The sequence below is a fragment of the Kitasatospora sp. NPDC059673 genome (assembly GCF_042734215.1).
In the GTDB taxonomy this organism is placed as follows: domain Bacteria; phylum Actinomycetota; class Actinomycetes; order Streptomycetales; family Streptomycetaceae; genus Kitasatospora.
Genome location: NZ_JBHWEN010000019.1, coordinates 96986 through 118720, shown reverse-complemented (window position 1 = coordinate 118720; position 21735 = coordinate 96986). Strand labels below are relative to the sequence as shown.

The window sequence follows — 21735 nt, the reverse complement described above, 5'->3', positions numbered from 1 at the left end:
CCGTTCTCCCGCTTCCGCGGCCGGCCGGGGCGGGACCACCCCCCCCGTGAAAGGAAACCCCGCGTGACCGCACTGTCCTGGGACGGCTCCGCCCCGCCGTCCGGCCGCACCGAGACCTCCCGCACCGTCGATGCCGGCCCGCTCACCGTCCGGGTGACGGCGGTCGGCAGCGAGGCCGCCCCGGCCGTGACCGTGACCGAACTCGCCTTCCCCGGCGTGCTGTTGATCGAGGCGTCCAGCACCGAGCCGGACGCCCGCCTGCGGATCGAGTGGCAGCTGCCCTGCACCGGCGCCACCGGCTACTGGACACCCAACACCAACGCCCGCTGGCTGCCCCCGAGTTGGGCGACGCCCCGGGAGGCCTCGCTGCCCAAGGGCGCGCCCGTCGGCAGCCTGGTCGGCCCGGGCGACGGCGCGCTGTGCACCTTCGCCGTCGGCGAACTCGTCCGGCCCGTCGCCATCGGCGAAGGCGCCGTCGAGGAGACCGGACGCTACAGCTGGTGGGTCGAGCAGGACGGCCCCCGGATCGCCCTGCGCATCGACCTGAGTGGCCGTCACTTCGCCGACACCGTAAGGGAATCCGCCGACTGGTGGGCCACCCTCGCGCCCGTCCGCAGCGTCCCCGACGCCGCCTTCGAGCCGGTGTTCTGCACCTGGTACGCGCTGCACCTGGCGATGGCCGCCACCGACGTCGAACGCCTCGCCGAACTCGCCGCCCCGCTCGGCTTCCGCACCCTGATCGTGGACGACGGCTGGCAGACCGACGAACGCACCCGCTCCTACGCCACCACCGGCGACTGGCAGCCCGCCCCCACCGACTTCCCGGACTTCGCCGGGCACGTCGCCCGGATCCGCGGCCTCGGCCTGAACTACCTGCTGTGGCACGCCGTCCCGTTCGTCGGCGACCGCAGCGAAGCGGCGAAGCGACTGGCCGGCCACACCCTCGCCCACCTGCCGCAGCTGGAGACCCACCTGCTCGACCCGCGCAGCGCCACCGTCCGCGCCCACCAGGTCGAACGGCTCGCCGCCGCCGTTGAGAAGTACGGCGTCGACGGACTGAAGGTCGACTTCATCGACACCTTCGCCCGCCGGCCCGCACCCGGCGCCGCACCCCACACCGCCTCACCCGAAGCGGACTGCGCCACCGTCGCCGAAGGCGTGCGGAAACTGCTCGCCGACCTCGACGAACGACTCCGCGCCACCCGCCCCGACGTGCTGGTCGAGCACCGGCAGGACTACCTCGGCCCCGGCCTGTGGCCGTACGCCACCATGGTCCGGGCCGCCGACTGCCCGCACAACGCCGTCGAGAACCGGGTCCGCACCGCGGACCTGCGACTCACCGCCGGGCCGCTCGCCGTGCACGCCGACCCGCTGACCTGGCACCCCGAGGAGAGCCCGGAGCAGATCGCCGTACTGTTCCAGTCGGTGCTGTTCGCCACCGCCCAGGTCTCCGTCGACCTCGGCGTGCAGCGCGCCGAGCAACTGGCCGCCCTCAGGTTCTGGCTGGGCGTCATGAAGGAACACCGCGAGCTGCTCCAGCGAAGCGAACTGCGCCCGCACCGGCCCGAGTTGGCGTACCCCGTGATCGAGGCGCGGAGCGCGGACGCGCTCGCGTTCGGCCGCTACGCCCCGCTGCCGCTGCGCGCCGACGGCGACTGGCGGCTGCTGCTGGTGGCGAACGCCGACCCGGACACCTTGGTGCGGATCGACTTCGACCGGGCGCCGGGCCGCCTCGACCTGCTGGTCCAGGACTGCCTGGGCGGGGAGGTGGCGCGGGCGCAGACCCCGATCGAGGGAACGGAACTCGCCGTCCGGGTGCCCACCGGGGGCCTGCTCACCCTCCGCAGGGCCGGGTAGCGTCAGACCTCCAGGTCGGTCTCGACCTTCTTCAGCTGGTGGCGGGCCATCGCCAGGTTCGCCCGGTTGCGGTCCAGCGCCAGGTACAGGAACAGGCCCTTGCCGGAGCGGGAGGTGAGCGGGCGGATCAGGTGGTACTGGGAGGAGAGAGTGATCAGGATGTCCTCGATCGCCTCGTTCAGGTTGAGCAGTTCCATCGCGCGCAGCTTGGCCCGGACCACGTCGGTGTTGCCGGCGGCGGCGACGTTCAGGTCCAGTTCCGGACCGCCGCCGATCAGGCCCAGGGCCATCCCGCTGTTGTAGTCGACCAGGGCGACACCGATGGTGCCGTCGATCGACCCCATGATCTCCTTGAGCGCGGATTCCACAGCAGCCATGGTGCAAGTACCTCTTCCAGTAAGTGAATTGACGGCACGTCAGATCGACGGACCGGGTGGTTCGGAGGTGAGATGAGCGTCGAAGGGGGAGGGGAGGGTCAGAGCGGGCTGCGGTCCAGGTCCGTGTCGGCGAGGGCGGCTATCCGCGCCCCGGCCCGGCGGGCCTCCAGGTGCAGGCGGCCGACGTTGGCCTGCGCGCCCGCCAGCAGCGTGAGCACGGTGTACGAGCCGGCGGCGTACGTCGCCGTGTAGCCGCGCTCGCCGCGGGTGAGCAGCTCCAGGAAGGCGCCCTGCCCGGTGGCCTCCGTCAGTCGCGCGCCGACGCCGAGCGCGGCGGCGGTCAGCGCGGCCACGCTCTCCGCCTCCAGGGCGCTGGTGTCGTGGGCCACCACCAGACCGTCGACGGTGGCGACCAGCGAACCCGTCAGGTGCGGGACGCGGGAACGCAGGCCGCGCAGTTCGGCCTGCACCTCGGCTTCGGGCAGCACGGGCGTCCTCCTCGCGGTCAGTTGACGAAAGGTGCGCTTCATGACTCGGACGGCGGGCAGGGGCGGACGGGCAGGGCGGTCACAGGGCCTCCAGAGCGGCGCGTAGACGGAGCAGCAGGCCCACCTCCGGGTCCGAGGAGTCGTAGGAGCGCGGACCGGGCGGCAACAGCACGTCCGGCGGCGCGGGCCCAGGCCCGGCGGCCGGTGGCGGGTCGGGGAGGACGGCGGGCCGGCCGGCCGCGAGCAGTCCGGCGGCGGCCAACTGCCGGACGTCCAGCAGGGTGCCGAAGGTGGAGCGGCCCAGCAGCCGGGCCAGTTCGGGCACGGTGCGGGTGCCGTCGGCGGCGGCCAGCAGCGCCTGTCGGCGGTGGCGTGGCACGGCCGAGCGGCGCACCGGGGCCGCGCCGGTGGCGATGGGCGGGGCGGAGTCGAGCTCGGCGGACGGCCAGCAGGCGTCCAGCAGGGCGCGCCGTCGGCCGACCGCGCCGCGCAGCTCCAGGACGGACAGCGGGCGGCCGAGCCGGAAGGCGGGGCGGGCGTCGGGGTCGAAGCGCAGTTCGACGTCGTGCTGGGCGAGCGCGTCCTGGGCGCCGTCCAGGGTCGCGGCGAGGCGGGCGAGTTCGAGTTCGCCGGGTCCGACCAGGCCGGTCGCGAGCAGCTGGTCGGCGGGGTGCCCGCCGCCGAGCGCCATGCTCTCCTCCCAGGCGCGGACGGTGATCCGGCCCGCGCCGGTGAGCAGGTGGCCGACGCTCGCGCCGCGCGGCGACTCGGCGTGCACCACCAGTCCGGCCGCCAGGTGCACCGCGCCGTCCGGGCCGTGCAGGACGCCGGTGACGCCCTGGGCGGCGAGGTCGGTGAGCGCCGCCTCGAAGGTGGTCGCGGGCGCGCAGCTGGACCGCCGGCGGCGCGGCAGCGGAGCGGCCTGGGCGCGTCCCGGCCGGTGCCCCAACTCCGGTGATACAGAGGTGAGTTGGGGTCCAGGGAATGGGGGCGCGACCAGCAGTGGCGGTACGGTCGGCATCGGCGGAACGGCGGCCGGAGCGAGCGCGCGGGCAGTCGGAGCGAGCTCGCGGACGGCCGGAGCGGCGTGCCGGGCGGCCTGCGGGACGACGCGCGGGGGAAGGGCGTCGAACCTCGGAGTGGGTGTCTCGGTGGGTGCGGTGAGGGTATCGGTGGGCCACATCAGGTGAGCACCAGTCGGTCGGCGATGGCGGCGAGGCGGAGCCGGGCCATCGCCAGGTTGGCGTGGTCGCGGTCCAGCCGGAGGTAGAGGAAGACGTTCGCGTCGAAGGCGGCGGGGACGAAACGGATCAGGTGGTAGTTGCCGGCCGAGGTGACGATGACGTCCTCGGCGGGCGGGGCGCCGGAGTCCGGGTCGGCGAACGACGGGGTCTGGGTGACGGCCCGGGCGAGTTCGGTGGCGTCGGCGGCCCCGACCTCGTGGTCGCCGTCGGGGCCCAGTCCGGCGGTTCCGATGGCCAGGCCGTTGGTCCAGTCGACCAGGCTGACCCCCAGGGCGCCGGTGATCCCCATGGCTTCCGCAAGGCACTCCTCGATACCGGGCACGTAGCGCGTTCCCTCCCCACCGTGTGGGGCACGGTGCGTCGCTGCCACCGCCTTCACCTGCGGTAGTCTGACCGAAACGCAACGCTACCGGCGGGGTCCCCGGAGGGCGAGACTTTCGGCCATATCCATCGGGCATATGCCCGAATGCGCTAGGGTGGCCCGTTCTCCCGAGCTGTCGTCAGGCCGGCTGTTCGTTCCGTTCCCCCTGGTCAGCGGGTTCGTCCCGGTCCACCGGCCCGTCCTGGCCGGGGAGTTCGCGCAGGCGCGGGATCGGCGAGAACAGCACCCACAGCCCGGAGGCCACCGCTCCGATCGCGGCGATCCAGAGTGCGGGGCGCAGGCCCAGGGCGGAGCCGAGCAGGCCGCCGAGCAGTGAACCGAGCGGCCGCACACCGTAGTTGACGGCCTGGTAGGCGCCGAACACCCGGGAGCGCAGGGCGTCCGGGATGCAGGCGGCGAAGATCGCCCCGGCCGAGATGTCGAGGATCATCACACCGGCGCCGGACAGGAATTCGGCACCGAACAGCAGCGCGGCGGCGGTGCCGACCGAGCCGCCGGCCAGCGGGATCAGCAGCAGCGGCGCGGGGAACAGCACCAGGCCGAACAGGAAGGCCGGCCCGACGCCGATCCGGGCGGCCAGCCGTCCGGTGACCGCCGCGCCGAGCAGCGCACCGACCGCGGCGGCGGCCAGCACCGAGCCCAACAGGCCTGCGCTGAAGCCGAGTTCACGGGTGGCGTAGAGCACGAACAGTGCGCTGATGACGAAGGTGAACAGGTTGACGGTGGCGGTGCCGAGCAGCGCGGCCCGCACCACGGGGGAACGGCGGATCCAGCGCAGCCCCTGGCCGGCCGAGCCGCGCCCGGCCTCGGCGGGCGGCGGCTCCGCCGCCTCGATCCGGTGCAGGAACAGTGCGGACGTCAGAAAGGACGCCGCGTCCACCACCAACGCCAAAGGAGCGGCCAGCAGTTGGACCAGCAGGCCGCCGAGGCCCGGGCCCGCCACGCAGCTGGCCGCGCGGCTGCCGTTGATCAGCGCGTTGCCGCGCAGGTACTGGCCGGCGGGGACGAGCGCGACGAACAGCGGCGGGTTGCAGACGTTGAAGAACACCGACAGCGCGCCGACCGCGAGGACCACCGCGTACAGCTGGAACAGCGTCAACAGGCCCGCGGCCCAGGCGATCGGGACGGTCAGCAGCACCGCGGCACGGCCCAGGTCGGTGGCGATCATCACCCGGCGGCGCCGCCCGTAGCGGTCGGCCCAGCCGCCCGCGTGCAGCGACAGCAGCAGGTACGGCAGGTAACCGGCGGCGGCCAGGTAGCCCATCTGCGCGGCGTCGGCATGCAGGGCGGAGACCGCGATCAGCGGGATCACCAGCAGGGTGATCTGGTCGCCCAGCGAGGAGATGCTCTGCCCGGTCCAGTACCGGCGGAAGGCCGGCTCGCGCAGCAGCTCGGGTATGCGTGGGCGACCGGTCACGGCCGCACGTCCGTCGGGACGGCCAGTTGGATCAGCTGGACGGGGCGGGCACCCTCCGGGAGAGCGTCCGCGCGCTCCACGTAGGGGCGGGTCAACTCCTCGATCCGGGTGAGGAGTTCGGCGAGCTCCTCGGCGGTGACCCGGACCACGGTGTCGCCGAAGCCGGCCGCCTCGCGCCACTCGGGCGGATCCTCGGCGCGCTGCTCCAGCCAGGCGGTGGCGCGGGCGAAGTAGCCGTCCAGCACGGCGCGTTGCAAGGTGTCGACGGCGGCGGCCTGCTCCGGGTCGGCGGGGGAGGCGTCCCAGCTGGTGAACGTGGCCGTGGCCCGCCAGGGCTTCTCCCGGCCGCGCCCGCCGCCGGCCTCCTCGACCAGCCCGTACTTGGCGAGCTGGCGCAGGTGGAAGGAGCAGCTGGCGACCGACTCGGTGCCGATCAGCTCCGCGGCGCGGGTCGCGGTCAGCGGCCCGTGCACGCGGAGCAGGCCCACCAGGGCCATCCGGGTCGGGTGGGCGTAGGCGCGCAGGGCGCGCGGATCGGTCAGCCGGACGGCCGACGGCTGTTCGCTCATGTATCTAAAGCTATCTTTGGAAAGAAGCCTTTACAAGAGGAACAGCCGCCGGCCGGTGCTGGATTCAGGAGGCCGGGCCCACCTTGACGGTGGTCAGCTTGCCGCCCTGGGTCTCACGCACGACCTCGATCCGGGTGTTGGTGTCCGGCACCTTCACCCCGAGCTGCGGGATCGCCGGGTCGCTGTACACCCCGCTGTGGTCGTTGAACACCGGCACCGCCGGCTCCGAGGGCACCTTGGTCGCCACGCCCGCCTTGTGCAGCGTGAACGCGTCGGTCTTCTTCAGCGAGAACGTCGCGTCGTAAGGCTGCGAACGCCCGTTGCTGAGCGAACCGTCCGCGAACCGCAGCGCCTTCGGGTGCGCGTCCACCGGCAGGATCAGCCCGCCGCCCAGGTGATCGACGGTGTTGTTGTCGCCGTAGGAGGTGTCCCACAGCCACACCAGCACGCCCTCCTGGTACGGGTAGGTGTCGATGACGTCGCCGCGGCCCGGGACGTCCCGGTAGCCGAAGTTGTACGGGCCGGTCTTCAGGAACGCGCCGTACCCGACGTAGCGGCGGTTCTCCACCAGGTACGCCCGCGGGTGCTGCTTGACGGCGTCCTTGCCGTGAATGACCGAGAACCCGACGGCCGCCCAGTCGCCCGGGCCGCCCTCCGCGCCGTCGGCCAGCAGCACCGCGCCGTCCGCGGTCAGCTTCACCGCGTCCACCAGCACGCCCTTGCCGTGGGTGTTGGTGTCGGAGGTGACGTGGAAGCGCACCTGCACCTGCTTGCCGAGGTAGCCGTCCAGCGGGAGGTGCAGCTGCCGCCAGCCACCCGAACTGCCGCTCAGGCCAGGGGTGTTCGCGGGAGTGTCGCCGATCGGCTGCCCGTCGACGGTGCCGTGCAGCGGCGTCCAGCTCTTCCCGCCGTCGGCCGAGGCCTCCACCGTGAAGAAGTCGTAGTCCTGCTCGGTGTCCCACCAGGATGCGGCGTCCAGCGCGGCCGAGCCGGTGGTACGGGTCAGGTCCACGGTGCGCGCCAGCGAGGCGTCCATGTTGTCGCCGGTGTCGCTCCACCACTGCGCGCCGCCCTCGAACGGGTCGGCCAGCGTGGTGGTGGTCGAACCCGGCGGCAGGTGCACCAGGACGGCCTGCGCCTGGTCCGTGTTGTAGCCGGAGACGCCCAGGGTGTGGCTGGAACGGGTGGCGGCCTGCGCCTCGTCGTAATTCAGCCAGCCCATCTGCAACTTGCTCCAGGCGTCCAGGTCGCCCGGGTACTCGCCGGTGCTGTTGCGCCCCTTGCCCAGGTACGAGCCCGAGGACATCAGCGACCAGAAACTGACGGAGTTGTCACCGCCGTTGGTCGAGTACAGGTCCGGCAGGCCCAGGTTGTGCCCGAACTCGTGGGAGAACAGGCCCACTCCGCTGTTCTCGCCCGCCTGCACGTAGTCGTACACGTACAGGCCGGTGTCGCCGACCGGCGCGCCGCCGATCCGGTTGCCCTCCGGGCCGGTCCGGCCGGACGGGTCGGGGAAGGTCCAACTGCGGTGCGCCCACAGGGCGTCGGCGCCCTGCGCGCCGCCACCCCAGGTCTCGTCCACGCCGGCGTGCACCACGATCACGTTGTCGAGGTAGCCGTCCGGCTCGTCGAAGTTCCCGTCCTTGTCGTAGTCGTAGCGGTCCTGGACGTCGTACTGCGCCAGCTCCGCCTTGACGTCCGCCGCCGAGCGGCCCTTGGCGATCTCGCCGTCGTACCAGGCCTTGGTGGCGTCCCGGACGAACTCCTGCGCCTGCGTCCAGGCGCCGCCGCCCTGCGGGCCCTTGTTGGAACCGTACCGGGCCTCGTTCCACGGCAGGGTGACCCAGTCGGTGACGGTGCCCTCGATGTCGTACCGGCCCGAGGACTGGGTGCGGTAGAAGTTGCGCATCGAGTTCGCGCCCGGCGCGTCGTCGAAGAACATCTTCTGGTAGAAGCTGCGGCTGAAGTCGCTCTGCCAGTAGGTGTGCGTGTCGTTCGAGCCCGGCTTGGCGATCTGGTTGTGCTGCGGGCCCGGGGTGCCGCCGTAGCGCGGCTTCCCGTTGTACAGCGTGGAGTTGTCGACCTGGTCGCCGAACTGGGCGAGGATCACGAAGACCTTGTCGGTGCGCTGGTGCGCGAGCTGGACGTAGTCGTTGCCGATCTTCACCTTGGCCGGGGTGGTGCCCTTGTCGCTCCTGGCGACCTTGCCCTGGTTGACCTGCTCCATGGCCTGCGCCTTGAGCGCCTGCCGGGCCCGTTCCTGCGGCGGCAGCGGGGACGACGGGGCCTCGCGGCCCTCGGACGCCGACTGCGGTGCCGGGGAGGACGGTTGGGCGGACGCCGGGACGGCGGTCAGGGCTATCGCGCCAGTGGTCAGCGCAGCCAGGAGGGCTGTGGGGAGTCTGCGCAAGTCCCGCTCCTTAGCGGAAGGGAAGGTAAAGGAATGGGGGGTAATATTTCACATGTCATGCATCACGCGGAAGGGGTCGCGCCCAACTCCCGTCGCAGGAAGTCCAGTTCCACCGCCGCCACCCGCTCCAGCTCCCCGTCCGGCAGCATGTGGCTCACTCCCGGCAGCGGAAGCACCGCGTGCGGACGGCCGGTCCGGGTCAGCGCCTGCGACAGCAGCAGCGTGTGCGAGGGGTGCACGTTGTCGTCCGCCAGCCCGTGGATCAGCAGCAGCGGACGGGTCAGTGACGGCGCGTCGGCGAGCAGGCAGTCCGCCTCGTACCCCTGCGGGTTCTCCTGCGGCAGCCCCAAGTACCGCTCGGTGTAAGCGGTGTCGTACAGCCGGAAGTCGGTCGGCGGCGCACCCGCGCTCGCCGCGTGGAACACGTCCGGCCGGCGCAGCACCGCCATCGCCGCGAAGTACCCGCCGTACGACCAGCCGCGCACGCCCACCCGGGACAGGTCCAGATCCGGGTGCGCGGCGCCCAGCGCCTGCAGCGCCGCGACCTGGTCGTCGATCGCCACCTGCGAGAAGCGGCGGAAGATCGCCCGGGTGAACTCCGGTGACACAAAGGGCGTTCCGCGGTTGTCCACGGTCACCACCGCGAAGCCCTGGTCGGCCCACCACTGCTTCAGCTGCCAGCGGCGCGGCTCGTGCGCGACCGCCTGGTAGCCCGGGCCGCCGTACACGTCCAGCAGCACCGGCAGCCGCCGGCCCGCCACGTGCCCGCGCGGGTACAGCACCGCGGAGGGCAGCCCGTGCTCGGTCACCCTGGCCAGCAACGGCGTGGGACGGTACGGGAGTTCGGCCGCAAGGTCGGGGAAGGCGGTGCGGATGCCGTGCCGGCGCAGCTCGCGCCGGACGCCGTCGAGGGTGGCCGAGGTGAGCAGCAGCACGCCCTCGCCGTGCGCGGCCACCGTGTGCACGCCCGGGCCCTCGGTGAGCCGCTCCGGGGCCCCGCCGTCCGGGTCCAGCAGGAACACGTGCTGGTCGGCCGGGTCGCCGTCGCCCGCCTCGACCAGCAGGCCGCCCTGCCACGGGCCGACCACCCGGCGCACCTGGAGCCGCTCGTCCGTCAGCGGCTTGCCGTCCAGCGCCAGGCCGCGCGCCGCAGGGGTGTCCGCCGAGGTCAGCACCCTCCCGTCGGGCAGCCGCAGCGGGGTGCCCGGCAGCGGGTCCACCCAGAACTCGTCCTCGGTGCAGGAGAGTTCACGCGTGACGCCGGTGGCCGGGTCGGCGCTCAGCAGCAGGATCCGCTGCTGGAGCCGGTCCGCGACGGTCAGCAGGATCTCCCCGTCGCCCTCCCAGCCGGCCGCCAACACGTACGGGAACTCGGCATCGTCCCAGCGCAGTTGGGTGCGGGCGCCGGACAGGCGCAGCACCCACAGCTGGACGTCCGCGTTCGGGCCGCCGGCCTGCGGGTAGGCGAAGGTGTCCGGCTCCTGCTCCGGGTGCGCCGGATCGCCCAAGTGCCGCAGCGGCAGCGGAGATTCGTCCACCCGGGCGGTCAGCAGCGCGGTGCCGTCGGGCGACCACCAGTGGCCCCGGGTGCGGCCCAGCTCCTCGGTCGCCGCGAACTCCGCCACGCCCCAGCGCGCCCCGTCCGCCGGGCTGAGCCGGCCGCCCGGCGTCAGGTGCAGCGCGTCGTCGGCGACGTACGCGACGAACGAGCCGTCCGGGTTCGGGCGCGGGTCGAACGCGGGGCCCGCGACCGGGAGTTCGGTGCAGGCGCCGGTCCCGGTCTCGCAGCGGAAGAGCCGGCCGTCGAGGGCGAAGACCGCCGTGGCGAGATCGGCGGTGGCGGCGAACGAGCCGATGCCGGGCGCCCAGAGCCGGATCCGCTCGCGCAGGCGGCGCTCCACCGCAGGCAGGTCCGCGATCGCGCCGGTGCGGTCGGGCGCGAGGTCCAACGGGTCGGCGATCAGGCGTTCCTGACCGTCCGCCAGGTCATAGCTCCACAGGCGCTCGACCGGGTCGGTCGGGCCGGTGGAGCGCAGGAACAGGGCGCGGCTCGCGTCGGCGGCGAGAGTGACCGCGCGGGGTGAGCCGTAGCTGAAGCGGCCGGTGGCGGCGCTCAGCGCGAGGAAGGGGTCGGTGTGGGTCACCTGCTGAATGGTGGCCCGAGGAGGCTCGATTATGCCAGATGTATGACATGTGAAATTTCACACAGCACCAGCGCCCAGCCGGTCGGCTATCGGTCGGGCGGCGCCATGTGGACCGCCTGAAGTGCCCGAGCTGCCTGAACTGCCCGAGCTGCCTGAACTGCCCGAGCTGCCTGAACTGCCCGAGCTGCCTGAACTGCCTGAACTGCCCGAGCTGCCCGAACTGCCTGAGCTGCCCGAACTGCCTGAGCGAACACCGCTGACGGGCCATCCGGGTGGGGGAGCGGGTGGCCCGTCGGGGGTGCTCAGTGGGAGGCGCGGAGCTGCTCCAGCAGCATGCCCTGGTCGGCGAGCAGCTCGGTGAGTATCCGGCGGGCGGTGCGCAGCAGTTCGGCGACGTCGGCGCCGGCCAGCGCGTAGACCACGGTGGAGCCCTCACGGGTGGCGGTGACCAGACCGGAGCGGCGCAGGATGGCCAACTGCTGGGAGAGACTGGACGGTTCGACGTCGAGCTCGGGCAGTAGCTCGCGGACGGGCGTCGGCCCCGCCTGGAGCAGTTCGAGCACTCGGATCCGGACCGGATGGCCGAGCATCCGGAAGAAGTCGGCCTTGGCCTGGTACAGCGGTACGGGCATGCTTCCTCCCCTTCTGTCGTCGGCGGCCCACGGGCCGCCGCTCCGTACTCAGACCTCCAGGGACGACTCGATCCGCTTCAACTGGTGCCGGGCCATTGCCAGGTTGGACCGGCTGCGGTTGAGCACGAGGTAGAGGAACAGCCCGCGCCCGCCGGCCGTGGTCAGCGGGCGGATCAGGTGGTACTGCCCGGTCAGGGTGACCAGAATGTCCTCGATGCCGTCGTCGTGGAGGTTGAGCAGCTCCATCGCCCGCATCTTGGCGCGCACCAGGTCGGTGTTGGCGGCGGCGGCGACGTTCAGATCGATCTCCCCGCCGTCGCCGAGAGTGCCCAGTGCCATCCCGCTGCCGTAGTCCACCAGGGCCACCCCGATGGCACCTTCGATGGTCATGGCTTCCTTGAGCGAGGTCTCGAGATTCGCCATCGCCTGTCCTCCTGTCGTGGGGTTCGGTGGCACGACTGTAGGAACCGGACCGCACTGCGGCCATCTGCCGACCACAATCGTTCGACTCTGGTCGCAGGTTGATCTGTCGCCGCCGATTCGCCGACCACATGAAGACATTTGCAACTCTGGATGTGAACAGTTCACGTAAGTGCGATTTCTTCGGTCGGCCCTGGGGAACATCCGCGAAACCCGCCGAACGCAACCATCCCTGCGCGGATCATCCCTGGGTAGATGAACTCCCTCCGAGCCGCCCGAACACAAACGGACCCGCCCCGAGCCGGACGAACCCGCCCCGAACACGACGCACCCGCCCCGAGCCGGACGAACCCGCCCCCGAAACGTGACGGAGCCCGGGAGCGGTATCCAGCTCCCGGGCCCCTGAGGTGCCACCCAATTGCTCTGCGCCGGCACATTTAAGGCCGAGGGTCACTCTCACAACGTCGTGCTTTGCCATTGAAGCTACCGCGCCGCGGAGAGGCGCAGGCGGGAGTCGAACCCGCATCCGACGTTACCGGCCCTCGACCGGTCGATCCGGCGCTCGGCGGCGAATGCTGAGACTTGAGCGAGAGTCTGAGATTGACGGGGTTTGCCTCTGCCAAGTTGGGCCACCCCGGCGCGCGTTGGTGCCGGGGGGAGGACTCGAACCTCCACCGTGTACCCCGAAGTCAGCTTCAACTTCAGTGTCAGCTTGCGCTTTTCGCGCCACCCCCGGTCTCACCCGGGGGGCTCATGGGGCTACCCGAACAGGTAGCCGAAAACGGCGTCGCCGACCCGGCGGTCGGTGACCTCCCCGGCGTTCGCCTCCTCGCGGGCGAACTGCACCGCCTGCTGGAGCTTCTCCACCCGCTCCAGCAGCTCGTTCACCCGCCGCGCGGGCAGCGCGCCGGAGAACTTCACGGTCGTCCAGTACCCGATCGCGACGTCCTCGTAGTAGACCTCGACCTGCGCCGGGTGCTTCTCCGTCGCCTCCGCCTTCACGTGGTTGCGCGGCACCTTCTTGGTGCGGATGGTGCGCACCGCCTCGGTCTTCCACGCGTCCGAGGACGGGTCGTGCGACCAGGACTCGGCGGCGTCCAGCACCGGCAGCTTGCGGACGAACGTCCGCAGGTCGGTCAACTGCTTCTCCAGGAACAGCAGGTAGGTGACGGGCACGCCGGCCACCAGCGTCCGCCCGTCCACCACCACGTCCGCCCGGGCCTCGGTATTGGCCCAGTCCTTGGTGGCCGTCACGTCGAACAGCCGGGTCAGCGTGGCGGCGGTGGCGCGCAGCACGTCCTCCGCCTTGACCTGGACCCGCGTCGACTCGGGCGGCAACTGCTCGCCCTCCTCGTCCTTCGGCTGGTACGACCGCGAGATGCCGGCCAGCAGGGCGGGCTTCTGCAGATCCTGGTGAGCCTGCGTCAGCTCCTGGAACGACTTCGACTTGACGCCTTTTTCCACGGCGATGATCTGGTTCAACTTGGCCACGGCGAGGACGCTAGCGGAACGCGAGTTCGACCCGCACCCGGTTTTCCGCACCCGGGCCGGACCCGCCAGTACCCACTCCCGCGCCCCCTTCCCGATCTCTCCCGCACGCCCTCCCTGATCCCTCCCGCAGGCCCTCCCCGATTACCCCCGGCACCCGCCCGATCACGCTTCGCACCATTCACCGCCCATTCGCCGCCCACCCACCGCCCGCCCATTTCAGCTGCCGGAAAAGTCTGATGTTGATGTCACTCCAGACGGGTAATCTCAGGCTGAGATGCTCGATCACCACACCCCAAGCACCCGCTGCGCCCCGTCGCCCTCCAGGGCCACGGCCCCGCAGCCGCAGGCGTCGCCGTCTGCGCCCCCGTCCAGCCACACCCACGGGAAGAAAAGGTGACGCCAGTGCACGGCAGCCCCACGCCCGAAGAGCAACTCAGCCCCGCCGAGCGGTACGCGGCCTCCCGCGAGCGCGCCAAGGTGCAGGCCACGGCCCTCTACGGCTTCCAGCAGTTGTACGACTTCCCGCTCGACGACTTCCAGGTCCGCGCCTGCGAGACGCTGGAGAGCGGTAAGGGCGTCCTGGTCGCCGCCCCGACCGGCAGCGGCAAGACCATCGTCGGCGAGTTCGCCGTCCACCTGGCGCTGGCCGCCGGCCGCAAGTGCTTCTACACCACGCCGATCAAGGCGCTGTCCAACCAGAAGTACGGAGACCTGGTCAAGCGCTACGGCGCCGCCAAGGTCGGCCTGCTCACCGGCGACAACTCCGTCAACGGCGACGCACCGGTGGTCGTGATGACCACCGAGGTGCTGCGCAACATGCTGTACGCGGGCTCCAGCGCCCTCGACGGCCTCGGCTACGTGGTGATGGACGAGGTGCACTACCTCGCCGACCGCTTCCGCGGCGCCGTCTGGGAGGAGGTCATCATCCACCTCCCCGAATCCGTGACGCTGGTGTCGCTGTCCGCGACCGTCTCCAACGCCGAGGAGTTCGGCGACTGGCTGGACACCGTGCGCGGCGGCACCGAAGTGATCGTCTCCGAGCACCGCCCCGTCCCGCTGTGGCAGCACGTGATGGCCGGCAACCGGATGTACGACCTGTTCGCCAGCCCCGACCGGGACGGCCGCCCCAAGGGCAGCCTGAAGAACCCCGCCAAGGCCGTCAACCCCGAACTGGTGCGCCTGGCCCGCTCCGAGAGCGACCGCGGCCGGGACAGGTTCGCCCGCGGCCGCGGCCGCTCGATGCCCGCCGGCCGCCCCGGCCGGGTCTGGACGCCGGGCCGGGTCGACGTGATCGACCGGCTCGACGCCGAAGGCCTGCTGCCCGCGATCACCTTCATCTTCAGCCGGGCCGGCTGCGAGGCCGCCGTCCAGCAGTGCCTCAACTCCGGCCTGCGCCTGAACCGGGAGGCCGACCGTCTCACCGTCCGCCGCTTCGTCGAGGAACGCTGCCGCGACATCCCCGACGAGGACCTCAACGTGCTCGGCTACTTCGAGTGGCTCGACGGCCTGGAGCGCGGCATCGCCGCCCACCACGCCGGCATGCTGCCGCGGTTCAAGGAAGTCGTCGAGGAGCTCTTCGTCAAGGGCCTGGTCAAGGCGGTCTTCGCCACCGAGACGCTCGCCCTCGGCATCAACATGCCCGCCCGCTCGGTGGTCATGGAGAAGCTGGTCAAGTGGAACGGCGAAACCCACGCCGACATCACCCCCGGCGAGTACACCCAGCTCACCGGCCGGGCCGGCCGCCGCGGCATCGACATCGAGGGCCACGCCGTGGTCCTGTGGCAGCGCGGCCTCGACCCGGAGGCACTGGCCGGCCTGGCCGGCACCCGCACCTACCCGCTGAAGTCCTCCTTCCGCCCGTCCTACAACATGGCCGTCAACCTGGTCGGCCAGTTCGGACGGCACCGCTCCCGCGAACTGCTGGAGACCTCCTTCGCACAGTTCCAGGCCGACCGCTCGGTGGTCGGCATCGCCCGCCAGGTGCAGCGCAACGAAGAAGGCCTGGACGGCTACCGCGAGTCGATGACCTGCCACCTCGGCGACTTCGACGAATACATGTCGCTGCGCCGGCAGCTCAAGGACCGCGAGAACGAACTCGCCCGCGAAGGCTCCTCGCAGCGCCGCGCCTCCGCCATCGAATCCATCGAGCAGCTCCGGCCCGGCGACATCATCCACGTCCCCACCGGCAAGTTCGCCGGCCTCGCCCTCGTCCTCGACCCCGGCCTGCCGCCGGACAGCCGGAGCGGGCACGGCCGCGGCGGCCACCGCCACCCCGACTACCAGGACGGGCCGCGTCCCGTCGTGCTCACCGCCGAACGCCAGGTCAAGCGCCTCGCGATGATCGACTTCCCGCACCCGGTCGCCGCCATGGACCGGATGCGCATCCCCAAGTCCTTCAACCCGCGCAGCCCGCAGTCCCGCCGCGACCTCGCCTCCGCACTGCGCACCAAGGCCGGCCACCTCGAACCCGAGCGCTACCGCAAGGGCCGCGCCGCCGCCGCCGACGACCCCGAGATCGCCCGGCTGCGCGCCGCCCTGCGCCAGCACCCCTGCCACGGCTGCGACGAACGCGAGGACCACGCCCGCTGGTCCGAGCGCTACCACCGCCTGCACCGCGACACCGAACTGCTGGAGCGCCGGATGCGCTCCCGCACCCACACCATCGCCCGCACCTTCGACCGGGTCTGCGGCCTGCTCACCGACCTCGGCTACCTCAGCGGCGACACCGTCACCGAGGACGGCAAGCGCCTGGCCCGCCTCTACGGCGAACTCGACCTGCTCGCCTCCGAATGCATCCGCGAGGGCATCTGGGACGGCCTCGCCGCCGCCGAACTCGCCGCCTGCGCCTCGGCGCTGGTCTACGAGGCCCGGCAGTCCGACGACGCCACCGCCCCCCGGGTCCCCGAGGGCGGCGCCAAGGACGCGCTCGGCCGGATGGTCCGGATCTGGGGCAAGCTCGACGCCCTGGAGGAGCAGCACAAGATCTCCACCGCCGAGGGCGTCGGCCAGCGCGAACCCGACCTGGGCTTCGCCTGGCCCGCCTACCGCTGGGCACTCGGCCACGACCTGGACTCCGTCCTGCGCGACGCCGACATGCCCGCCGGCGACTTCGTCCGCTGGACCAAGCAACTCATCGACGTCCTCGGCCAGATCCAGGACGCCGCCGGCGACAACCTCGAACTCCGCCGCACCGCCCGCAAGGCCGTCGACGGCATGCGCCGCGGCATCATCGCCTACTCGTCCGTCGGGTAACGGCAGCTGACACACCCAGGGCCCGGCCGCTCCTCCCGAACGGCCGGGCCCTGCGCTGTTGTCAGGTCCGCCTTCCCCACGTGCGGCCGACGAGCTTCGGGGATCTCTGGCAGGCGGGAGTTGCGGTCTGCCGGCCCATCGGATCGGGGACGGTTCGGCTTCACAACCGGCCCGCGGGCGTGACACGGTGGAAGTGCCGGGTCAGGGGCGGAACGCCACGGCTCCGTAACAGGAGGCTTGGGCATCGCTGACCGTGACCCCGGCGGGTTCGGCGTCGGGGCGCCAGCGCGGGGTGGGCACGATTCCGGGGTCGGCCAGGTTCCAGCCGTGGAAAAAGCGGGCGAACTCGGCGCGCGCGCGGGTTTGGACGTAGGTGCCGGACTCCCGGTACGCGCGGACGCCGCGAGCCGTGTCCTCGGGCGCGAAGTCGGGGGTGACGTGGGAGAGGACCAAGGCGCTTCCGGAGGCGCGGAGCCTGCGTTTGAACGCCTCCGCTATCTCGTACACGTCGTCGTCGGACATGAAGTGCAGAAGGGCGTTCATGCTGAGCGCCACCGGTCGGCCCAGGTCGATCACCCCGGTGGTCTCGACGGCGTCAAGGACGTGTTCGGGGTCGCGCGCGTCCGCCTGGATGTAGGCGGTACGGCCCTCCGGTTTGCTGTGCAGCAGTGCCTGTGCGTGGGTGAGCACGATGGGGTCGTTGTCCGCGTAGACGACTCGGCAGGACGGGTCGACCTGCTGGGCTATCTCGTGCAGGTTGGGCGAGGTGGGAATGCCGGTCCCCACGTCCAGGAACTGGGTGATGCCGTGGTGGGCCAGCATCCTGGTCGTCCGGTGCATGAATGCCCGATTGGCGCGGGCGGCGATCGGCGCGTTCGGGAACACCGCGAGGGTCTGTGCGGCCGCAGCCCGGTCCGGCTCGAAGTTGGTCGTGCCGCCGAGGAAGTAGTCGTACATTCGCGCCGAGTGCGGGCGGTGGATGTCGAGAGTCACCTCGGCCCCGGGTATGTCGCCGCTTCCCCTGGTTTCGTCCGCCATCTGCTCCCCCAGTCCTCGGCGTGACCTCCTCCCACTATGCCCACACCTCCCAATGGGCAATCAAGGGCGGTCGGAGTCCGAAACCAGGCGCCATGGTCTGCCGCCCGATGCCTTTCCGAACTGATCGCATTTGAGCGGAAGTTGATGGTCAATCAGCTGACTGAGCATCATTCACTTTGTTTCACAGTGTTGTTGTGTGATCGGCTTCACGTTCGACGATCCGATGCGCTTCCATGTCGGTGCGGGCAGTAATCAGCCCACTACAGAAGCGACTTGCGACCGGCAACGAAGCCGGCCGCTAGGAGGAATCGAGCCGTGAACCAGTACGAAAAGGCGCCGCGGTCCCACATGAGGGAAGTACTGCGACGGTCGTATATCGCGTTCTGCGACAGTCACAGCGGTGTCTGGTTCGGCCTCGCCTGCGCCATGCTCCACGACGAGGATCGCGCCCTGCGAGTGGTCGAGGAGCTGAAGCGGCAGCTCCAGTCGCAGTGGAGTGCCGTGATGCGCGCCGAGCAGCCTGTCGATGAGGTGCGCAAGCTGCTCATCAGCCTGATCGGGGACGCCGTCGCCGAGGCCTTCATCGAGACCGGACAGCTGCCCCGCAGCCCGAAGGACGACCGCTCCGAGTGCATCCGCCACTTCCTCAAGCGGGTCCAGGATGAACTGGGCGACCTCGGTGGTCGTCAGGAGGTGGCCGAGGCGCTGCGGCGTCTTACTGAACGTCAGCGCACAGTGGTGGTCCTGCGCGACCTCCTCGCGCTCGAGTACTCGCTGATCGCCGAGCACCTGGACACCACCGAGACCAACGCGCGGACCACCCACCACCAGGCGATGCGCAAGCTCCGCCGCCTGCTGGGTGTGCAGGAAACCGCGAGCGAGGAGTGAACATGGGACGCGACCGCTCGGCATCCGCACCCGCACCCACCGGACAGCGGACCGGACCGGCCGACGGGGGACGCCGTGACCCGGCGGACCTGTCGCCGCGGGACCTGGCGGCCGCGGCCCGCAGCGCCTGGCGCCGCCTGTTCGGTGCTCCGCGCCCGATGGGCACCGAGCACCGGCAGGCGGCCCACGAACTCGGCCTCGCCGTCTCGCTCGTCCTCACCCAGCCCCAGGCGGCCCCGTCGTTGGAGCAACTGGCCAACAGTCGTCGCATTCACCCCGAGGGCGCGTTGGTCCTCGGGGCTCTGCTGCAGGTGACGGGCCGCCGGGAGGCCGCGCAGTTCTGGTGGGAGTTCGCCGCCGGCGCCGGCAGCTACACGGCCGCCAGCTGCCTCAACCTGCTGCACCGCAGCCGCGGCGAGCTCCAGGACGCCGACATGTGGCGGGACCGGGCCGAGGCGATGGCCGAGGAACCCCGCCCTGCCGTCACGCCCGTCGCAGTCGGCGCCAGTCTGCTCCCCGCACATGTGCGCGACGACATCATCGCCCGCTGCCACGAAGGCCTCGACGTCCACCTTCCGCCGCGGATCGCCGCCGTCATCCACCAACTCCCGGTCGCCGTGGACGACGAGGACTACGGCGAGGTCCCCCAACCCGATCCCTCACTGCTGCCCAACCTCACCGCCGCCGGCGCCGCCCACCCAGCCCCCGAGACCGCCCGCCGCGACGAACCCATCCTCTGGTACTACCGGCACCGGCATCCCTCGGAGGGCATCCTCACCGCCACCCGGAACCCGTGCGGCTGACGCGTTCCTAGCGGGCCGCCAGTACCTCCAGCACCCGGGTCAGCGACGTGCCCAGGCCCCAGCGGGCGGCGAGCGATTCCAGGGCCATCGGGTCGCGGGGCTCGCGGGGCAACTGGGGGTCGAAGGGCGGGAGTTGGATGTCGGTGGCGACTCGGACCACGGTCGGGGCGACGTCCAGGTACGGGGCCGCATCCAGGAGGTTCTTGCGGCGGGCCGGGGTGAGCTTGGAGGCGGGGTCGGCGGCGGCCGCGCGGACGGCCGCCAAGTCGCCGTAGGTCTGGATCAGTTGGGTGGCGGTCTTCTCGCCGATGCCCTTCACGCCCGGCAGGCCGTCGCTCGCGTCACCGCGCAGGGCGGCGAGGTCGGCGTAGGAGGAGCCAGGGACGCCGTACTTTGCCAGCAGCGCCGCGTCGTCCATGCGCTGCGCCGCGCCGATGCCCTTCGCCGGGTACAGCACCGTCACCGCGCGGGCGTCGTCGACCAGTTGGAAGAGGTCGCGGTCGCCGGTGACGATCTCGACCGGGCCGGTGGCGCGGGTGGCCAGGGTGCCGATCACGTCGTCCGCCTCGTAGCCGGGGACGCCGACCCGGGCCAGGCCGATGGCGTCCAGCACCTGCTCGATCACCGGGACCTGCGGGGCGAGGGTGTCCGGCACCTCCTCCTCGCCGTCGGTCGCCGCCTCCGCCACCCGATGGGTCTTGTAGGTGGGGATCAGATCGACCCGCCACTGCGGGCGCCAGTCCGCGTCCATGCAGGCCACCAGGTGGTCCGGACCGTGGTCCTGCACCAGGCGGGCGATGAAGTCCAGCAGCCCGCGCACCGCGTTCACCGGCTCGCCCTGCGGCGAACGCAGCGAATCCGGTACGCCGAAGTAGGCGCGGAAGTAGAGGCTGGCGGTGTCGAGCAGCATCAGGCGCGGTGCGGTGGGTGCGGTCACCCCCTGATCATGCCGCATGCCGGTGACAACCCGGCCCTCAGCGCGGGTGCGGCCCGGCTCTCACGTGCGGGTGCTCAGTGCGGGTGCGGTCCGGCTCTCACACGCGAGTGCTCAGCGCGGATGCGGCCCGGCCCTCAGCGCGGGTGCTCAGTGCGGGTGCGGTCCGGCACGATGCACCGGTCCGTGCGCGTCCGCGCAGTGCTCGCGGGTCTCCTCCTCGGCAGCCGCGCTGCTGGACGAGATCTGCAGCAGCCCGTCCGTGCCGCTCTCGCCGACGTGGTCGACCTGGAGGGTGGCGTGGGTGATCCGGTACTCCTCGCGCAGCCGCCGCTGCAGCTCGCGCTGTACCGCGTGGCAGTCGCCGCCCGGGGTGACCAGGATGTGCGCCGACAGCGCGGGCTGGTTGGAGGTGATCTCCCAGATGTGCAGGTCGTGGATCTCCTCCACCTGCTCGGTGGCCACCAGCCGGTCCGCCACCTGGTCCGGGTCGATCCCGGCGGGCGCCGCCTCCAGGAAGATCCGCGCCGAATCCCGCACCAGTCCGATCCCGGCCCGCAGCATCAGTGCCACCACCACCAGCGAAGCGATCGCGTCCGCCCGGACGAAACCGGTGAGCAGCACCACCGCACCCGCCACCGCCGTCGCGATGAACGCGTACAGATCGGTCAGGACGTGCTGGAAAGCGCCTTCCACGTTCAGCGAGGACCGGTTCGCCTTCGACATGCACCAGGTCGCCGCGACGTTCACCACCACGCCCACCAGCGCCGTCACCAGCACCAGCGACCCCGTCACCGCCGGCGGCGCGATCAGCCGGGCGACCGCCTCGTAGCCCAGCCACGCCGACAGCACCAGCAGCGTCACCCCGTTCGCCTGCGCGGACAGGATCTCCGCGCGCTTCAACCCGTACGTGTAGCCGCCGCGCGCCGGACGCGCCGCCAGCCGCATCGCCACCAGCGCGAGCGCGATCGACGCCGCATCGGTCAGCATGTGCGCCGCGTCCGAGATCAGCGCCAGCGACTGCGCCGCGAAACCGACCACCACCTCGCCGGCCATGAACACCACCAGCAGGATCAGCGCGCTCCACAGCCAGCGGCGGTCCGCGTCCGCCGAAACGGCGTGGCTGTGGCCGGCGTGCCCACCGTGCCCGTGATCGCCCTGGTGATCGTGATCGTGCTCGCGGTCCTGCTCGTGCGCGTGCGCGTGGTTGGCCATCGAGGTCCCTCCGCATCCGGTCTCCGCACCGGAAGTGAACCCCAATCCGGAGGAAGATCCAAAGGCTGTACTGGTGACCGTTGTCGTTCTCTTGTAGGCCATTCGGGTCAGGTAAGGTGCGGCCCGCATCCGCCCAGGTCGCGCGGATGTTCGGGCCGCTGAACAGAAGTGCCG

General features: G+C 71.6%; 18 protein-coding genes. 4 read left to right on the top strand and 14 right to left on the bottom strand.

What is annotated here, in order from left to right; genetic code table 11:
* Positions 1–63: 63 nt before the first annotated feature.
* Positions 64–1857 carry a glycoside hydrolase family 36 protein gene (locus ACFV18_RS22450; protein WP_380485837.1) on the top strand — a complete coding sequence of 598 codons (1794 nt, stop codon included), beginning with the start codon at positions 64–66 and terminating at the stop codon, positions 1855–1857.
* Positions 1858–1859: 2 nt separating this feature from the next.
* Here the strand turns inward: ACFV18_RS22450 and ACFV18_RS22445 are convergent, their stop codons facing one another.
* The 11 genes from ACFV18_RS22445 to ACFV18_RS22395 all read right to left on the bottom strand — a co-directional run bounded on the left by ACFV18_RS22445 (position 1860) and on the right by ACFV18_RS22395 (position 13431).
* Positions 1860–2234, bottom strand: a complete 375-nt coding sequence (locus ACFV18_RS22445; RefSeq protein WP_380485836.1) for a hypothetical protein — start codon at positions 2232–2234, stop codon at positions 1860–1862.
* A gap of 98 nt (positions 2235–2332) precedes the next feature.
* Positions 2333–2764 (bottom strand): roadblock/LC7 domain-containing protein, encoded by a 432-nt coding sequence (locus ACFV18_RS22440; RefSeq protein WP_380485834.1) that lies wholly within the window; start codon positions 2762–2764, stop codon positions 2333–2335.
* 37 nt (positions 2765–2801) lie between these two features.
* Positions 2802–3671 carry a transcriptional regulator gene (locus ACFV18_RS22435; RefSeq protein WP_380485832.1) on the bottom strand — a complete coding sequence of 290 codons (870 nt, stop codon included), beginning with the start codon at positions 3669–3671 and terminating at the stop codon, positions 2802–2804.
* Between the two features lie 233 nt (positions 3672–3904).
* Positions 3905–4288: a hypothetical protein gene (locus ACFV18_RS22430; RefSeq protein WP_100584651.1), complete on the bottom strand. Its 384-nt coding sequence runs from the start codon at positions 4286–4288 to the stop codon at positions 3905–3907.
* Between the two features lie 178 nt (positions 4289–4466).
* Positions 4467–5765 carry an MFS transporter gene (locus ACFV18_RS22425; protein WP_380485830.1) on the bottom strand — a complete coding sequence of 433 codons (1299 nt, stop codon included), beginning with the start codon at positions 5763–5765 and terminating at the stop codon, positions 4467–4469.
* Entirely contained in the window at positions 5762–6334 is a 573-nt protein-coding gene (locus ACFV18_RS22420; RefSeq protein ID WP_380485828.1) for a helix-turn-helix domain-containing protein, read from the bottom strand. Before ACFV18_RS22420 ends, ACFV18_RS22425 begins: the two co-directional genes overlap by 4 nt.
* Before the next feature lie 64 nt (positions 6335–6398).
* The gene (locus ACFV18_RS22415) at positions 6399–8744 is read right to left on the bottom strand and encodes an immune inhibitor A domain-containing protein (RefSeq protein WP_380485826.1); all 2346 of its coding nucleotides are present in this window, start codon (positions 8742–8744) and stop codon (positions 6399–6401) included.
* 62 nt (positions 8745–8806) lie between these two features.
* Positions 8807–10888 carry a prolyl oligopeptidase family serine peptidase gene (locus ACFV18_RS22410; protein ID WP_380485824.1) on the bottom strand — a complete coding sequence of 694 codons (2082 nt, stop codon included), beginning with the start codon at positions 10886–10888 and terminating at the stop codon, positions 8807–8809.
* 302 nt (positions 10889–11190) lie between these two features.
* Positions 11191–11520 (bottom strand): ArsR/SmtB family transcription factor, encoded by a 330-nt coding sequence (locus tag ACFV18_RS22405; RefSeq protein WP_380485822.1) that lies wholly within the window; start codon positions 11518–11520, stop codon positions 11191–11193.
* A 48-nt stretch (positions 11521–11568) separates the two neighbouring features.
* Positions 11569–11943, bottom strand: a complete 375-nt coding sequence (locus tag ACFV18_RS22400) for a hypothetical protein (RefSeq protein ID WP_380485821.1) — start codon at positions 11941–11943, stop codon at positions 11569–11571.
* A gap of 756 nt (positions 11944–12699) precedes the next feature.
* Positions 12700–13431 carry a hypothetical protein gene (locus ACFV18_RS22395; RefSeq protein WP_380485819.1) on the bottom strand — a complete coding sequence of 244 codons (732 nt, stop codon included), beginning with the start codon at positions 13429–13431 and terminating at the stop codon, positions 12700–12702.
* A 402-nt stretch (positions 13432–13833) separates the two neighbouring features.
* Here ACFV18_RS22395 and ACFV18_RS22390 point away from each other — a divergent pair, with 402 nt between their 5' ends.
* Positions 13834–16683 carry a DEAD/DEAH box helicase gene (locus tag ACFV18_RS22390; protein WP_380485817.1) on the top strand — a complete coding sequence of 950 codons (2850 nt, stop codon included), beginning with the start codon at positions 13834–13836 and terminating at the stop codon, positions 16681–16683.
* Positions 16684–16884: 201 nt separating this feature from the next.
* Here the strand turns inward: ACFV18_RS22390 and ACFV18_RS22385 are convergent, their stop codons facing one another.
* Positions 16885–17721, bottom strand: coding sequence for an SAM-dependent methyltransferase (locus tag ACFV18_RS22385; RefSeq protein ID WP_380485816.1), 837 nt, complete (start codon positions 17719–17721; stop codon positions 16885–16887).
* Between the two features lie 315 nt (positions 17722–18036).
* Between ACFV18_RS22385 and ACFV18_RS22380 the strand changes: the two genes are divergently transcribed.
* Both ACFV18_RS22380 and ACFV18_RS22375 read left to right on the top strand, forming a co-directional pair.
* Positions 18037–18609 (top strand): RNA polymerase sigma factor, encoded by a 573-nt coding sequence (locus tag ACFV18_RS22380; RefSeq protein WP_380485814.1) that lies wholly within the window; start codon positions 18037–18039, stop codon positions 18607–18609.
* A gap of 2 nt (positions 18610–18611) precedes the next feature.
* The gene (locus tag ACFV18_RS22375; RefSeq protein ID WP_380485812.1) at positions 18612–19412 is read left to right on the top strand and encodes a hypothetical protein; all 801 of its coding nucleotides are present in this window, start codon (positions 18612–18614) and stop codon (positions 19410–19412) included.
* A gap of 7 nt (positions 19413–19419) precedes the next feature.
* Here the strand turns inward: ACFV18_RS22375 and ACFV18_RS22370 are convergent, their stop codons facing one another.
* Complete coding sequence (locus tag ACFV18_RS22370) at positions 19420–20322, bottom strand: 5'-3' exonuclease H3TH domain-containing protein (protein ID WP_380485919.1); 903 nt, start codon at positions 20320–20322, stop codon at positions 19420–19422.
* A 174-nt stretch (positions 20323–20496) separates the two neighbouring features.
* A complete protein-coding gene (locus ACFV18_RS22365; protein WP_380485810.1) occupies positions 20497–21561 on the bottom strand; it encodes a cation diffusion facilitator family transporter in 1065 nt (354 codons plus the stop codon).
* Positions 21562–21735 lie beyond the last annotated feature (174 nt).